At 64.8% G+C, this 15,529-nt stretch carries 12 protein-coding genes; 9 read left to right on the top strand and 3 right to left on the bottom strand.

Translation table 11 applies throughout. From position 1 onward, the window contains the following. Positions 1-127: 127 nt before the first annotated feature. The 7 genes from nudB to ACLFKU_RS03215 all read left to right on the top strand — a co-directional run bounded on the left by nudB (position 128) and on the right by ACLFKU_RS03215 (position 9,276). Complete coding sequence (gene nudB / locus ACLFKU_RS03245; protein ID WP_410848156.1) at positions 128-643, top strand: dihydroneopterin triphosphate diphosphatase; 516 nt, start codon at positions 128-130, stop codon at positions 641-643. Continuing rightward, positions 640-1,899 (top strand): cardiolipin synthase ClsB, encoded by a 1,260-nt coding sequence (gene clsB / locus ACLFKU_RS03240; RefSeq protein WP_410848155.1) that lies wholly within the window; start codon positions 640-642, stop codon positions 1,897-1,899. Before nudB ends, clsB begins: the two co-directional genes overlap by 4 nt. Positions 1,900-2,112: 213 nt before the next feature. Then, positions 2,113-2,712 (top strand): TetR/AcrR family transcriptional regulator, encoded by a 600-nt coding sequence (locus tag ACLFKU_RS03235; RefSeq protein ID WP_410848154.1) that lies wholly within the window; start codon positions 2,113-2,115, stop codon positions 2,710-2,712. A gap of 98 nt (positions 2,713-2,810) precedes the next feature. Then, on the top strand, positions 2,811-4,598 hold the full coding sequence (locus ACLFKU_RS03230; RefSeq protein ID WP_410848153.1) for an acyl-CoA dehydrogenase C-terminal domain-containing protein: 1,788 nt from the start codon (positions 2,811-2,813) through the stop codon (positions 4,596-4,598). Between the two features lie 123 nt (positions 4,599-4,721). Beyond that, positions 4,722-7,157, top strand: a complete 2,436-nt coding sequence (locus ACLFKU_RS03225; protein WP_410848152.1) for a 3-hydroxyacyl-CoA dehydrogenase/enoyl-CoA hydratase family protein — start codon at positions 4,722-4,724, stop codon at positions 7,155-7,157. 31 nt (positions 7,158-7,188) lie between these two features. Then, on the top strand, positions 7,189-8,388 hold the full coding sequence (locus ACLFKU_RS03220; protein WP_410848151.1) for an acetyl-CoA C-acyltransferase: 1,200 nt from the start codon (positions 7,189-7,191) through the stop codon (positions 8,386-8,388). Positions 8,389-8,505: 117 nt separating this feature from the next. Further along, positions 8,506-9,276, top strand: a complete 771-nt coding sequence (locus tag ACLFKU_RS03215) for an enoyl-CoA hydratase (protein ID WP_368584487.1) — start codon at positions 8,506-8,508, stop codon at positions 9,274-9,276. 68 nt (positions 9,277-9,344) lie between these two features. Here ACLFKU_RS03215 and fdhD read toward each other — a convergent pair whose 3' ends face one another. Next, complete coding sequence (fdhD, locus tag ACLFKU_RS03210) at positions 9,345-10,229, bottom strand: formate dehydrogenase accessory sulfurtransferase FdhD (protein WP_410848150.1); 885 nt, start codon at positions 10,227-10,229, stop codon at positions 9,345-9,347. A 158-nt stretch (positions 10,230-10,387) separates the two neighbouring features. Here fdhD and ACLFKU_RS03205 point away from each other — a divergent pair, with 158 nt between their 5' ends. Both ACLFKU_RS03205 and ACLFKU_RS03200 read left to right on the top strand, forming a co-directional pair. Next, on the top strand, positions 10,388-10,864 hold the full coding sequence (locus ACLFKU_RS03205) for a nitrate reductase associated protein (RefSeq protein WP_013088389.1): 477 nt from the start codon (positions 10,388-10,390) through the stop codon (positions 10,862-10,864). Positions 10,865-11,086: 222 nt separating this feature from the next. Continuing rightward, entirely contained in the window at positions 11,087-14,254 is a 3,168-nt protein-coding gene (locus ACLFKU_RS03200) for an EAL domain-containing protein (protein ID WP_410848149.1), read from the top strand. A 63-nt stretch (positions 14,255-14,317) separates the two neighbouring features. Here ACLFKU_RS03200 and ACLFKU_RS03195 read toward each other — a convergent pair whose 3' ends face one another. After that, positions 14,318-14,929, bottom strand: a complete 612-nt coding sequence (locus ACLFKU_RS03195; RefSeq protein WP_368584490.1) for a glutathione S-transferase family protein — start codon at positions 14,927-14,929, stop codon at positions 14,318-14,320. Positions 14,930-15,051: 122 nt separating this feature from the next. Beyond that, the gene (locus ACLFKU_RS03190) at positions 15,052-15,447 is read right to left on the bottom strand and encodes an acyl-CoA thioesterase (RefSeq protein WP_013088392.1); all 396 of its coding nucleotides are present in this window, start codon (positions 15,445-15,447) and stop codon (positions 15,052-15,054) included. Between the last annotated feature and the right edge of the window lie 82 nt (positions 15,448-15,529).

Below are 15,529 nucleotides of genomic sequence, written 5' to 3'. Positions count from 1 at the left end.
GCGCTGAGGTGTACTTCACCTCAGCGCCTTTTTCATTTTTTGCGTTACAGTGAAGCCACCGCTTTCCCGACCCTTTCGACCGTCATCCGACATGTACCGCGCGTCGCGTCGCGCCCAGTTTTGAGCCATGCCGAAACCGCCGAAAATTCCGCAGTCCGTCCTCGTCATCATTCATACGCCCGCGCTCGACGTGCTGCTGCTCGAACGCGCCGACCATGCCGAGTTCTGGCAGTCGGTCACCGGTTCGAAAGACCGGCTCGACGAACCGCTCGCCGACACGGCGGTGCGTGAAGTCGCCGAGGAAACCGGCATCATGATCGGCGGCGCGCTGGTGCCGCGCAGCGCGTTGTTCGACTGGCAGTACTCGATCGACTACGAGATCTACCCGGAATTTCGCTACCGCTACGAACCAGGCGTGCTCTATAACACCGAACACTGGTTCAGCCTGCAGGTGCCCGAGCGTATCGACGTGTCGCTCGCGCCGCGCGAACACACCGCGTATATGTGGCTGCCGTATGAAGAGGCCGCATCGCGCTGCTTTTCGTCGTCGAATGCCGATGCGATCCTGCAGTTGCCGCGCCGCCTCGCCGCACGCCCGATCGACCCCCAATCCGGCCCGCTGGCCGGGGAGCGTGGCCAGTGAGCGCAGGCGGTTCGGGCCGTCTCGCGCGTCTGCGGCACACGTTGCTCGGCCGTCGTTACTGGCAGCGCTACCGCTTCACCAGCAACAACCAGGTCGAGCTTCTGCGCTCCGGTGACGACTTCTTCGACGCGCTGATCGAGCGCATCGACGCCGCCGAGCACAGCGTCGCGCTCGAAACCTACATCTTTTGCGACGACGAAGCCGGCCACGCGGTCAGCGAGGCGTTGCTGCGCGCGGCCGCGCGCGGCGTCAGGGTGCGCGTGATCACCGACGGCATCGGCACCGCGCGCCTGAAAATGTTCGATCAATGGCCGGCGGGCGGCATCGAGCATCGCATCTACAACCCGCATCTGTTCGGCCGCTTCGGCTTTTCGCGCACGCACCGCAAGCTCGCGGTGATCGACGATCGGATCGCGTATTGCGGCGGCATCAATATCGTCGACGATTACGAGAACAACGGCGAGAAGCTGCCGTACCGCCGCTGGGACTTCGCGGTCGAGCTGCGCGGGCCCGTGGTCGCAGACGTGCGCGACGCGATCGAGGTGCAGTGGCGGCGGATTCGCCTCGGCCATCGGCCGCTCGATTCGATCAGGCCAGACGTGTCGTCGCAGGACGCCAACTCGCTTGGCAGTCTGCGCCGGCGCCGGCGGCGCCGCAACGAGGAACTGTGGGCCGGCGGCGAGCCGTGCGTCGCGTTCGTCGCGCGCGATAACCTGATCAACCGCCGCGCGATCGAAAAGGCCTATCTGGCCGCGATCGGCCAGGCTCGCCATGAAATTCTGCTGGCGAATCCGTACTTCATGCCGGGGCGCAAGCTGCGTCGCGCGCTGGTGTTTGCAGCGCGGCGCGGCGTGGTCGTGAAGCTGATCATCGGGCGCAAGGAATTCAAGGCGCTCGATTACGCGGTGCCGTTCCTGTACCACGCGCTGCTGCGCGCGGGCGTGCAGATCGCCGAATACGAGAAGACGCTGCTGCACGGCAAGGTCGCGGTGGTCGATTCGAACTGGGGCACGGTCGGTTCGTCGAATCTCGATGCGCTCAGCCTGATGCTCAATAACGAAGCGAACGTCGTGCTCGTGAACGATCCGTCGATCGCGAAACTTCGCGATGCGATTCTCGATGCATTCACGGACGCGCGCCGGATCGATGAAGCGCACTACGAATCGCGACCGGCGCGTGTGCGCGCGCTGAGCTGGATCGCGTACACGAGCTACCGCGTCGCGATGAAACTGCTGACGGTCGGCGGCTACGATTGACACCAATAAAACCACGCACGCGCCCGTCGGCAACCATCGATTCAAGGCAAACGCCTCTAAAAATCTGATTGATCTGATGGTCGAAAGCCGCAAAATTAGAGGCCGGTTAGAAACCGGTTTCTAATAAAGTCCTTGTTTCGCGGACGGCAAGCACTCAATAATAGTACGGCCGTTCGATTTTCAATTCGGTCACATTGGAACGGTAGAACAGCTATGCGAAAAGGCGAACAAACCCGAGCCGCGATTCTCGACGCAGCACTCGATCTGGCAAGCCGAGACGGACTGGAAGGTCTGACGATTGGCCTGCTGGCCGAGCGCATGCAGATGAGCAAAAGCGGCGTGTTCGCGCATTTCGGGTCGCGCGAGGATCTGCAGGTCGAGGTCGTGCGCGAATATCACCGCCGTTTCGAAGACGAGGTGTTTTTCCCGAGCCTGCGCGAGCCGCGCGGTCTGCCGCGCTTGCGCGCGATGATTTCCCGCTGGTTCGAGAAGCGCATTCAGGAAGTCACGACCGGATGCATTTACATCAGCGGCGCCGTCGAATACGACGATCGCGCGGACAGCCAGGTGCGCGAGCAACTGGTGTCGAGCGTGACGACGTGGCGCGCGGCGCTCACGCGCGCGATTTCGCAAGCGATGGAAGAAGGGCATCTGCGTGCCGATACCGATCCGGAGCTGATGCTGTTCGAACTGTATAGCGTCACGCTCGGCCTGCATCATGACGCGCGCTTCCTGCATTTGCCGGATGCGGTGCGTCTCACGTGGGCCGCGCTCGAAAAACTGATTAATTCGTATCAGAGCGAAAGCCGTTAGCGGCGTCGCCGGAACTTACCGGAAACGCGCGGCGCACAAGGTCCGTACACGGACCCGGCCAACGGCCTGGCTTTTTGTCAATCTAGGGAGAGGAAGTCATGGGACAGTACGCCGCGCCGCTGCGCGACATGCAATTCGTGTTGCACGAACTGCTCAACGTCGAAGCCGAACTTCGGCACATGCCGAAGCACGCCGATCTCGACGCCGACACGATCAACGCGGTGCTCGAGGAAGCCGGCAAGTTCTGCTCCGAGGTGCTGTTCCCGCTCAACCACAGCGGCGATCAGGAAGGCTGCACGTATGCCGGCGACGGCGTCGTGACCACGCCAAAGGGCTTCAAGGAAGCCTATCAACAATACGTCGAAGCCGGCTGGCCGGCGCTTGGCTGCGACCCGGAATATGGCGGTCAGGGGCTGCCCGCGTTCGTCAACAACGCGCTCTATGAAATGCTGAACTCGGCGAATCAGGCGTGGACGATGTATCCGGGCCTGTCGCACGGCGCGTACGAATGCCTGCACGCGCATGGCACGCCGGAACTGCAGCAGCGCTATCTGCCGAAGCTCGTCGCGGGCGTCTGGACCGGCACGATGTGTCTGACCGAGCCGCATTGCGGCACCGACCTCGGCATTCTGCGCACCAAGGCCGAGCCGAACGGCGACGGCTCGTACTCGATCAGCGGCACCAAGATTTTCATCTCGAGCGGTGAACACGATCTGGCGGAGAACATCGTTCACCTCGTGCTCGCGCGTCTGCCGGATGCGCCGAAGGGCACCAAGGGCATTTCGCTGTTCATCGTGCCGAAGTTCGTGCCGAACGAAGCGGGCGAGCCCGGCGAGCGCAATGGCGTGAAGTGCGGCTCGATCGAGCACAAGATGGGCATTCACGGCAACGCGACCTGCGTGATCAATCTCGACAACGCGAAGGGCTGGATGGTCGGCGAGCCGAACAAAGGCCTGAATGCAATGTTCGTGATGATGAATGCCGCGCGTCTCGGCGTCGGCATGCAGAGCCTCGGCCTCACCGAAGTCGCCTATCAGAACTCGCTCACGTACGCGAAAGAGCGTCTGCAGATGCGTTCGCTGACGGGCCCGAAGGCACCGGAGAAGGCCGCCGATCCGATCATCGTGCATCCGGACGTGCGTCGCATGCTGCTCACGCAGAAGGCCTACGCCGAAGCCGGCCGCGCGTTCTCGTACTGGTCGGCGCTGCAGATCGACAAGGAGCTGTCGCACGCCGACGAAGCCGAGCGCAAGGAAGCCGCCGACCTCGTCGCGCTGCTCACGCCGATCCTGAAGGCGTTCCTGTCGGACAACGCGTTCGAAGGCACCAATCACGCGATGCAGATCTACGGCGGCCACGGCTTCATCGCCGAATGGGGTATGGAGCAGTACGTGCGCGACGCGCGCATCAACATGATCTACGAAGGCACCAACGGCATCCAGTCGCTCGATCTGCTCGGCCGCAAGGTGCTCGGCGACATGGGCGCGAAGCTGAAGAAGTTCGGCAAGCTCGTCGCCGAGTTCGTCGAAGCCGAAGGCATCAAGCCGGAAATGCAGGATTTCGTGAACCCGCTCGCCGACATCGGCGAGAAGGTGCAGAAGCTGACGATGGAAATCGGCATGAAGGCGATGCAGAACCCGGACGAAGTCGGCGCCGCGGCCGTGCCGTATCTGCGCACGGTCGGCCATCTGGTGTTCTCGTACTTCTGGGCGCGCATGGCGCGTATCGCGCTGGACAAAGAGGCATCGGGCGATCCGTTCTACAAGGCGAAGCTCGCGACCGCGCGGTTCTACTTCGCGAAGCTGCTGCCCGAAACGGCAATGACGATCCGCCAGGCGCGGGCCGGTTCGAAGCCGATGATGGACGTCGAAGAAGCGTTGTTCTAACGCTCACAGAGAGAGCGAGGCGCCGGCGCGCAGCGAACCCGCGCTGCCTCGCTCCAGACCACACACCTCGCGCGAAGCATGGCTGACGCTTCGCGCCACCGCACAACTCTCCGGAGAAACGACGTGAGCAATCTGATCATTCGCAAGGTAGCCGTACTCGGCGCCGGCGTGATGGGCGCGCAGATCGCCGCGCACCTGATCAACGCCAAGGTGCCCGTGCTGCTGTTCGATCTGCCCGCCAAGGAAGGCCCGAAAAACGGCATCGCGCTGAAGGCGATCGAGAATCTGAAGAAGCTGTCGCCGGCGCCATTCGGCGTGAAGGACGACGCGCAATACATCCAGCCCGCGAACTACGACGACGACATCGAAAAGCTCGCCGAGTGCGACGTCGTGATCGAAGCGATCGCCGAACGCATGGACTGGAAGCACGACCTGTACAAGAAGGTCTCGCCGCACATCGGTCCGAACGCGATCTTCGCGACCAATACGTCGGGGCTGTCGATCACCGCGTTGTCCGAAGGTTTCTCGGACGAACTGAAGGCGCGCTTCTGCGGCGTGCACTTCTTCAATCCGCCGCGCTACATGCATCTGGTCGAACTGATCCCGACCGCGACGACGCGTCCGGAAATTCTCGATCAGCTCGAAACCTTCCTGACCAGCGTGGTCGGCAAAGGCGTCGTGCGCGCGAAGGACACGCCGAACTTCATCGCCAATCGCGTCGGCGTTTTCTCGATCCTCGCGGTTATCGCCGAAGCCGGGAAGTTCGGTCTGCGTTTCGACGAAGTGGATGACCTGACCGGCGCGCGCCTCGGCCGCGCGAAGTCGGCGACGTTCCGCACCGCCGACGTGGTCGGTCTCGACACGATGGCGCACGTCATTAAAACGATGCAGGACACGCTGCCGGACGATCCCTTCTTGCCGGTCTACGAAACGCCTGCCGTGCTCGCTGAACTGGTGAAGAAAGGCGCGCTCGGCCAGAAGAGCGGCGCCGGCTTCTACCGCAAGGAAGGCAAGGCGATTAAGGTGCTCGATCCGAAGACCGGCAACTACGTCGACGGCGGCGGCAAGGCGGACGAAATCGTCGGCCGCATCCTGAAGCGTCCGGCTGCCGAGCGCCTCAAGCTGTTGCGCGAAACGCAGCATCCGCAGGCGCAGTTCCTGTGGTCGATCTTCCGCGACGTCTATCACTACATCGCCGTGCATCTGGAGTCGATCGCCGACAATGCGCGCGACGTCGACCTCGCGATCCGCTGGGGCTTCGGCTGGAACGAAGGTCCGTTCGAAGGCTGGCAGACGGCCGGCTGGAAGCAGGTCGCCCAGTGGGTGCAGGAAGACATCGCGGCAGGCAAGGCGCTCGCCAACGTGCCGCTGCCTTCGTGGGTGCTCGAAGGCGCGGTCGCCGACAAGGGCGGCGTGCACACGGCTGAAGGTTCGTGGTCGCCGGCCACGCAGAGCTTCGTGCCGCGCTCGTCGCTCGACGTGTACAAGAAGCAGGTGTTCCGTGCGCCGCTCGTCGGCGAAACCGGCGCCGATCCGAAGACCTTCGGCAAGACGCTGTTTGAGACCGATGCGGTGCGCGCATGGGTCGACGATCGCGCGGGCGAGGACGACGTGCTGATCGTGTCGTTCAAGAGCAAGATGAACACGATCGGACCGGCGGTGATCGAAGGTCTGACGCGGGCGATCGAACTGGCCGAGAAGGACTACAAGGGCCTCGTCGTGTGGCAGCCCACGTCGCTGAAGCTCGGCACGCCGGGCGGTCCGTTCTCGGCGGGCGCGAACCTCGAGGAAGCGATGCCCGCGTTCATGATGGGCGGCGCGAAGGGCATCGAGCCGTTCGTGAAGAGTTTCCAGCAGGGCATGCTGCGCGTGAAGTACGCGAACGTGCCGGTGGTTGCGGCGATCTCGGGCATCGCGCTTGGCGGCGGCTGCGAGCTCGCGCTGCACAGCGCGAAGCGCGTCGCGCACATCGAGAGCTATCTGGGTCTCGTCGAAGTCGGCGTGGGTCTGGTGCCGGCGGGCGGCGGCCTGAAAGAAGCGGCACTGCGCGCGGCGGAAGCGGCAAGCCAGGTTGGCGCGACCAACGATCTGCTGAAGTTCCTGCAGAAGTCGTTCGAGAACGCGGCAATGGCGAAGGTCTCGTCCTCGGCGCTCGATGCTCGCGCGATGGGCTATCTGAAGCCGTCCGACACGATCGTCTTCAACGTGTTCGAACTGCTCGACGTCGCGAAGAAGGAAGCGCGCGCGCTTGCCGCTGCGGGCTATCGTGCGCCGCTGCGCGCGACGCAGGTGCCGGTCGCGGGCCGCTCGGCGATCTCGACGATCAAGGCGTCGCTCGTCAACATGCGTGACGGCCGCTTCATCAGCGATCACGACTTCCTGATCGCGAGCCGCATCGCGGAAGCGGTGTGCGGCGGCGACGTCGAAGCGGGCAGCCTCGTCGACGAAGAATGGCTGCTGCAACTCGAGCGTCGTGCGTTCGTCGAGCTGCTCGGCACGCAGAAGACGCAGGAACGGATCATGGGCATGCTGCAGACCGGCAAGCCGGTGCGCAACTAAGCGGCGACTTGCGCCGACAGAGGAACTCGAAATGGCAAAGCAATTGGAAGACGCATATATCGTCGCCGCGAGCCGCACGCCGATCGGCAAGGCGCCGCGCGGCATGTTCAGGAACACGCGTCCGGATGAACTGCTGGTTCACGCGATCAAGTCGGCCGTCGCTCAGGTGCCCGGACTCGACACCGGCGTGATCGAAGACGCGATCGTCGGCTGCGCGATTCCGGAAGCGGAGCAGGGCCTGAACGTCGCGCGGATCGGCGCGCTGCTCGCCGGTCTGCCGAACACGGTCGGCGGCGTCACGGTGAACCGCTTCTGCGCGTCGGGTCTGACCGCGCTCGCGATGGCCGCGGACCGCATCCGCGTCGGCGAAGCGGACGCGATGATCGCGGGCGGCTGCGAATCGATGAGCATGGTGCCGATGATGGGCAACAAGCCGTCGCTGTCGCCGCATATCTTCGATCGCAACGAAGACGTCGGCATCGCATACGGCATGGGCCTGACCGCGGAGAAAGTCGCCGAGCGCTGGAAGATCAGCCGCGAAGCGCAGGACGCGTTCTCGGTCGAATCACACCGCCGCGCGATCGAGGCGCAACGGTCCGGCGAATTCAACGACGAAATCGCCGCGTACACGATCACCGACCGCGTGCCCGATCTCGCGACCGGCGAGATCAGCGTGAAAACGCGCGAGGTGAAGCTCGACGAAGGTCCGCGCGCGGACACGTCGATGGAAGGCCTGGCGAAGCTGCGCGCGGTGTTCGCGAACAAGGGCTCGGTCACGGCCGGCAACAGCTCGCAGACGTCGGACGGCGCGGGTGCGCTGATCGTCGTGTCGGAAAAGATCCTCAAGCAGTTCAACCTGACGCCGCTCGCGCGCTTCGTCAGCTTCGCGGTGCGCGGCGTGCCGCCGGAAATCATGGGCATCGGCCCGAAGGAAGCGATTCCGGCCGCGCTGAAGGCCGCCGGCCTGAAGCAGGACGACCTCGACTGGATCGAGCTGAACGAGGCGTTTGCCGCGCAGTCGCTCGCGGTGATTCAGGACCTCGGCCTCGATGCGTCGAAGCTCAACCCGCTCGGCGGCGCGATCGCACTGGGCCATCCGCTCGGCGCGACGGGCGCGATTCGTGCGGCGACCGTGGTGCACGGCCTGCGCCGCCGCAACTACAAGTACGGCATGGTGACGATGTGCGTCGGTACCGGCATGGGCGCGGCGGGCATCATCGAGCGTCTGTGAGCCGCTGATCGAACGGGGGATCCTTCGGTGATCCACTAAGGACCGTGCAACGGTTCGCAGGCCGCCCGGCTTGCGAACCGTTTTTACATTCAGCAGGAGCACAAGGAGATGAGCGGGATGACGACGGATATTCTGGTCGAGCGCGCCGATGCGGTGCTGACCATCAGCTTCAACCGGCCCGGCAGGAAAAACGCGATCACGGCCGCGATGTATCAGACGATGGCCGACACGCTCGTAGAAGCGCAGGGCGACACGTCGGTGCGCGCGATCCTGATTCGCGGCAGCGCGGGCATTTTCAGCGCCGGCAACGATCTCGAAGACTTCATGAAGACGCCGCAGGTCAGCGGCAACCCGCCGGTGATCCAGTTCCTGCGCGCGATCAGCGCGGCGGAGAAGCCGCTCGTGGCGGCGGTCGCGGGGCCGGCGGTTGGCGTCGGCACGACGCTGCTGCTGCATTGCGATCTGGTCTACGCGGCCGACACCGCGAGCTTTTCGCTGCCGTTCACGCAGCTCGGGCTGTGCCCGGAGGCGGCGTCGAGCCTGCTGCTGCAACGCGTAGCCGGCTATCAGGCGGCGGCGGAAAAACTGCTGCTCGGCGAGGCGTTCGACGCGGCGGAAGCGCTCCGCATGGGCTTGGTGAATCGCGTGCTGCCGGCGGGCGAAGTCGATGCGTTCGCGGCGTCGCAGGCTGCGAAGCTGGCAGCGCTGCCGGCGTCGTCATTGCGCGCGACGAAGAGCCTGATGAAACGCGCGAGCCAACAGGAAGTGCAGACGCAGATGAGCGAGGAATTCGTGCACTTCGGCAAGATGCTGCTCGCGCCCGAGGCGCGCGAGGCTTTCAAGGCGTTCTTCGAAAAGCGCAAGCCGGATTTCCGGCAGTTCGACTGAGGGACGTACGGCGCAGCCGTGCTTCGGGGCGGGCTAGCCGTGAGTCGCCGCTGCGCCGCTTCGATCGCTCAACCCCGCGGCTGCCACGTGTCGTAATCGACGTAGCTGCCTTCGCGGCAGAAGCTCACGAGCCGCACACCCGCCTCGCGCGCAATCGCAATCGCGAGCGACGACGGCGCCGAGATCGTCGCGACCATCGGCACGTCGACGCGCGCGGCCTTGCGCACCAGTTCGTAGCTCGCGCGGCTCGACAAAAACACGAAACCGTCGCGCGTATCGGCGCGATCGAGCACGAGCTGGCCGATCAGCTTGTCGAGCGCGTTGTGGCGGCCGACGTCCTCGAACGCATAGCGGATCGCGCCTTGCGCATCACACCACGCGGCCGCGTGCAGGCCGCCCGTCAAACGCGTGAGCGCCTGGTGCTCGGGCAGCGCGCGCGCGGCGCGCGCGATCGCATCGGCCGCGAGCCGTTGCAGAAAACCGGTGTCCGCTACACGCTGCGGTTTCAGATCGAGCAGATCGATGCTTTCGATGCCGCACACGCCGCAGCCGGTGCGCCCGGCGAGCGCGCGGCGCTTTTCCTTCAAACCGGCGAACGCCTGTTGCACGACCTGCAACCGCACCTCGGCATGCGGCAGTTCGCCATGCCCGTGCAGTTCGACCTCGATGTCCTGAATATCGCTGCCGCGCTCGACGATCCCCTCGGAAATCGCGAAGCCGACCGCGAACGCTTCGAGATCGCGCGGCGTGCACATCATCACCGCGTGCGAGATCCCGTTGAACACCAGTGCGACCGGCCACTCCTGGCCGACGTGATCGGTGGCGGTTTCGATCGACGTCCCGCGATGGCGGCGCACCACGAGTTGCACCGCGCCGGGTTGTTCGTCGCTGTCGAGGTCGTGGGGCTGCCCGTTTGCCGCCTCGGTTGCGCGTCCGTTTTCCTGTCCGTTCAAGCTGCTTCACTCCTGTAGCATGCCGCGCATTCAGGTGCCCGCCCGGCTCGCCGTATGCTTCAAGGCCGCCGCCGCGCGGGCCGCCGTCGCGCGAATAAGGTTCTAAAATACCTCAAGCGACGCCCGCACGCTGTCCGCCACCGACAAGGAGCACTGACATGGGACTCAACGAAGCACCGCTTCTGTTCGACTTCGAAGTCGCGTCTTCGGAGAATTTCACTTATATCCCGATGTCGGTGCGCTTCAATCTCGACCGTTTCGGGCTGCGCATCACGCTCGCGCAGTGGCAGCAACTGCCGCTCGAAGACCGCAAGCTGCTCGCGCGTTTCCCGGTCGAAGAAGACACGCAGATCGAACCGAACTTCGATCACGCGCTGTTCGAGATGCTGCGCACGCACGCGAACATCGAACCGGAGTGGTTCACGCCGGAGGAGTCGCCGGCCTGGCGGCAAACCGACAGTGTGCCCGACGGCGTCGCACATCAGGCGGGGCTGGCGGGGCTCGCCGCGCCGAGCGTCGCGCGCTGGGCGGAGCTCGATCCATTCAAGCGCTACGTGCTCGCGAAGCTGTCGCGCAAGCCCGAGGCGAACCACGATTTCGTCCCGGCAATGAAGGAGTTTGGAGCGGCCGGCTAGGTGCGGCCGGCTAGGTGCGGCCGGCTAGGTGCGGCCGGCCAGGAGCGGGCCGCTCCGCAACCTCCCCCCAATCCTCAGATTTTTTTCACGCCGACCCTCAACCCGCTTCCGATCGCTGCCGATATCCAAAGGTTGGCGCGTAAAAGATTTGCATCGATGCGGCCCGACGCACCGGTAGCGAGCGCGCTCTCCCGCCCTCGGAACGATTGACGTTCGGAACCCATGAATCCTTTTTTGTCGAAGCGACTGCTGATCAATATTGCGGTCGTGGTCGTCGCGGTCGGTGCAAACGCGTTCGTCGCGTACACGCAGATTCGCGGGCAGCGAGACGCCGATGCGCGCCTCGCGCGCTCCACCAGCGTGCGCCAGAACCTCGATGCGTATCACGCCGCGCTCGGTAAAGCGCTCGCCGCGGTGCACCGCCTGAAGGAATCGGGCGATCCGGTCCCGCCGGACGCGGCCGCTTCGATGACGAGCACACTCGCGAGCCGCGAGGATGCATTGCGCGACGAGCTCGCGACCGAGCCGCCCATGTCGGCGGCGCTCGCCAGCCTGAGCGCGGCGCGGCACGCGCTGCAGCACGATCTAGATGAGACGCTGCGCAACCACGCGAGCGACTTACCCGGCGCGGCCAGCGTGACGTCGGGCGCCGCATCGACCGAAGCACCGATCTCGGCCTCCCCCGACGCATCCGTCGACTCCGCGCCATCCAACCCGCAGCTTGCCCCCTCGCTAGAGCGTGTCGAAGCCGCGCTCGCCACGTTGCGCAGCGAGGAAAACCGCTCGTTGCAAGCCGCGCTCGCGGCATCGGCGAGCGACAGCCAGCGCGCGATGTTCGTACTGCTCGTGACGATGCTCTCCGGCAGCGTGCTGCTGATGCTTACGTTCGGCGTGCGCGAGAACAGCGCGCGTGAAAAGCTGCGCAGCGCCCGCGCGCTGGCGCGCAACGACGAGCGTTTTCGCAGCCTGTTCGACGATCACCGGGTGCCGATGTACATCTTCGATCGCGATACGCTGCGCTTTCTCGCCGTCAACACTGCCGCGATCGAGCAATACGGCTACACGGAAAGCGAGTTTCTGCGCATGACGATCCGCGCGATTCACCCGAATTCCGAAGTTGCGCGCCTCGAGAGGCACTTGGCGCGCAGCGCGGACTTGCGCCAGAGCCACACGATGGCAGGCATCTGGCGGCATCGGCGCAAGGACGGTACGATCGTCAGCGTCAACATGTCGTATCACGCGCTCAGCTTCATGAGCCGCGACGCGTCGTTCGTACTGGCGGACGACGTGACCGATCAGATCAACGCCGAAGCCGAAGCGCTGCGCTCGAATCAGATGCTCGAGGCGGTGATCGACAACATTCCGCAGCGGATCTTCTGGAAGGATCTGAACTCGCGCTATCTGGGCTGCAACATGGCGTTCGCGCGCGACGCGGGGCTCGCGTATCCCGAGCAGGTGATCGGCAAGAGCGACACCGATTTGCCGTGGCGCGCGTTCGCCGACCTGCTGAACGAGCACGATCGCGAAGTCGCCAGCACCGGGGTGCCGAAGATGAACTTCGAGGTCGACTTCGTGATCGACGGCGTGCATCGCACGAGGGTCACGAGCAAGCTGCCGTTCACCGACGGCGACGGCCAGGTGATCGGCGTGCTCGGCTCGTACACCGACATCACCGAGCAAAAGCGCGCCGATCTCGCGCTGCGTCTGCAAAGCCGTGCGCTCGACGCGAGTGTCAACGCGATCCTGATTACCGCGCCGTCGCCGTCGGGCAATCTGATCGAATACGTGAATCCGGCGTTCATGCGCATCACCGGCTACGATCTCGATGAGGTGATCGGTCACGACTGCCGCGTGCTGCAGCGCGACGACCGTGATCAGGAAGGCGTCGCGTTGATCCGCGAGGCGCTCGCGGCGAATCGCGAGGTCAGCGCGGTGGTGCGCAACTATCGCAAGGACGGCGCGCTGTTCTGGAATCAGCTGTTCATCGCGCCTGTGCCGAACGCGGAAGGCGTGATCACCCATCATATCGGCGTGATCAACGACGTCACCGAGCTGATCCGGTATCAGGAGCAACTCGAATACCAGGCCAACTACGACGGCCTCACGCGGCTGCCGAACCGCAACCTGCTGCGCGACCGGCTCGAACATGCGCTCGTCGTCGCGCAGCGGCATCACACGGGCGTGGCAGTCGTGTTCCTCGATCTCGACGGCTTCAAGAACGTCAACGACAGCCTCGGTCATAGCGTCGGCGACCGGCTGCTCGGCGTGGTCGCCGAGCGGCTCGCGCGCTGCTCGCGCACTAGCGACACGGTCGCGCGCCACGGCGGCGACGAGTTCGTGGTCGTGATGACCGACACCGTCGACGAGCAATCGCTGATCACGTGGATGGAGCGCGTGCGCGCGTCGATCGCCGAGCCGGTGTGGCTCGACGGCACGGAGCTGTACGTCGGCTGCAGCATGGGTGCGAGCCTGTTCCCGCAAGACGGCGAGGACGCCGAAACGCTGATGAAGAAGGCCGACGTCGCGATGTACCGCGCGAAGGACATGGGCCGCAACACGTTCCAGTTCTACCAGCCGGAGATGAACGCGAGCGCGGGCGCGCGCCTGAATCTCGAACGGCGCCTGCGCCGCGCGCTGCGCGACAACGAGTTCCTGCTGCACTATCAGCCGCAGGTCGATATCGTCAGCGGCCAGATCGTCGGCATCGAGGCGCTGGTGCGCTGGCGCGATCCGGAGGCCGGGCTCGTGCCGCCGTCGTCGTTCATTCCGCTCGCCGAGGAAAGCGGGCTGATCGGGCCGCTGTCGGAGTGGGTGCTGCGCGAGGCATGTCGGCAGAACAAGGCGTGGCAGGATCAGGGCTTGCCGCCCGCGCGCGTGTCGGTGAATCTGTCGGCGCGGGTGTTCCAGCAGCGCGACATCGCGAAGCTCGTGATGCAGGTGCTCGCCGAGACCGGGCTCGAACCGAAGTATCTCGAACTCGAGCTGACCGAGAGCACGATCATGCGCAACGCGGAAGAAGCGGTGTTGATGCTCAACGAGCTGCACGCGCTCGGCATCGGTCTCGCGATAGACGACTTCGGCACCGGCTATTCGAGCCTCAGCTATCTGAAACGTTTCCCGGTGGACCGCCTCAAGATCGACCGCTCGTTCGTATCGGATATCGGCGTGTCGGGCGACGACGAGACGATCACGTCGGCGATCATCGCGCTCGCGCATTCGCTGAAGCTGCAGGTGATCGCCGAGGGCGTCGAAACGTCCGCGCAACTCAACTTCCTGAAAGAACGCGCGTGCGACGAGATGCAGGGCTTCTATTTCGCGAAGCCGCTATCGACCGAGGGGATTTCCGAGCTGCTGCATGGCGGGTTGGTGCCAGAACTGGAGCCGGCGTGAAGGGAGCGTGACCCGCGGCGCCCAGGGTCGCCGCGTGTCGCCGCGGGCCGTGTCAAACGCCGGTCACTCCGCTGGCGTGTCCTTGAATACCGGCAGGCTTTCCGCGAACGCGGAAAATTTCTCGAGCCGCGGATGATCGGCCTTGCTGACCGCCTCCGGCAGCAGCATGTGCGTGAATTGCCATGCCACGGCGACGGCCACGTCCGCCGCGCTGAACTGCTGCTGCGTGTCGGGCAGCGGCCCTTCGCCCAACTCGCGTTCGAGTTCGGCATAGGCGGCGAGCAGTTGCGCTCTTACGCGCTCCACCCACGGTTCATGCTGCTTCTCCTGCGGCCGCAGATTGCGCTCGTAGACGATCTGCACGCTCTTTTCGCACGCGGCGAGCGCGAGACCCGTCAGACGCGCGGCGCGCAACGCCGCGTCGGCTTGCGTCGGGAACAGCGGAGTGGGACCGGCGAGCGTCGCCAGATACTGCAGGATCACCGTCGAATCCATCACGACCGCGCCGTTGTCGGCGACGAGCGTCGGCGCTTTGACGACCGGGTTGATCTTTGCGAACTGGTCGTAGGTGCGGAATACCGAAATCGACTCGTGTTCGAAGTCGAGCGCGAGCAGCTTCATGCAGATGGCGACGCGCCGCACGTACGGCGAGTCGAGCATTCCGATCAGTTTCATCACGTATCCATTAGAAGAGCGACTATGGGGCGCCCGGGCCTCGTGCGCTGATCGGCTGCAACGGCTAGCGGGTGGCGCGGCGCGTGACGCGGGGAACCGCTAGCTTAAGCATCCTTGCTGGCTCAGTCCAGCACGGGCAGTGCGCGCGGACGGCGGTCGCTATCGGTGGCGACGTAGGTGAGGATCGCTTCCGTGACCTTGACGACTTCCTGCGACAGGCTCATCCGCTGCGCGTAGACCTCGACCGACACCGTCACCGACGTATTGCCGGTCTTCACGATATCCGCGTAAAAGCTCAGCAGGTCGCCGACGAACACTGGCTGCTTGAACAGGAACGAATTGACCGCGATCGTCGCGACTCGTCCATTCGCGCGACGGCTTGCCGGAATCGAGCCGGCGATGTCGACCTGCGCCATGATCCAGCCGCCGAACACGTCGCCGTGAATGTTCGCGTCCGACGGCTGCGGCATCACGCGCAGCGCGCAAGGCTTGGAAGGAAGTTGAAGAAGATCGGTCATCGGGACATCCTTGGGAAACGTGTTCGAGTGTATTGACGCACGCGGACGCAACGGCCGGGCCAGCCCGACCATAGGCTGCGGA

This window comes from Paraburkholderia sp. EG304 (assembly GCF_046543485.1).
GTDB lineage: Bacteria > Pseudomonadota > Gammaproteobacteria > Burkholderiales > Burkholderiaceae > Paraburkholderia > Paraburkholderia youngii.
Note: the sequence above shows the minus strand (reverse complement) of the source record. Positions and strands in the feature narration are given on the sequence as shown.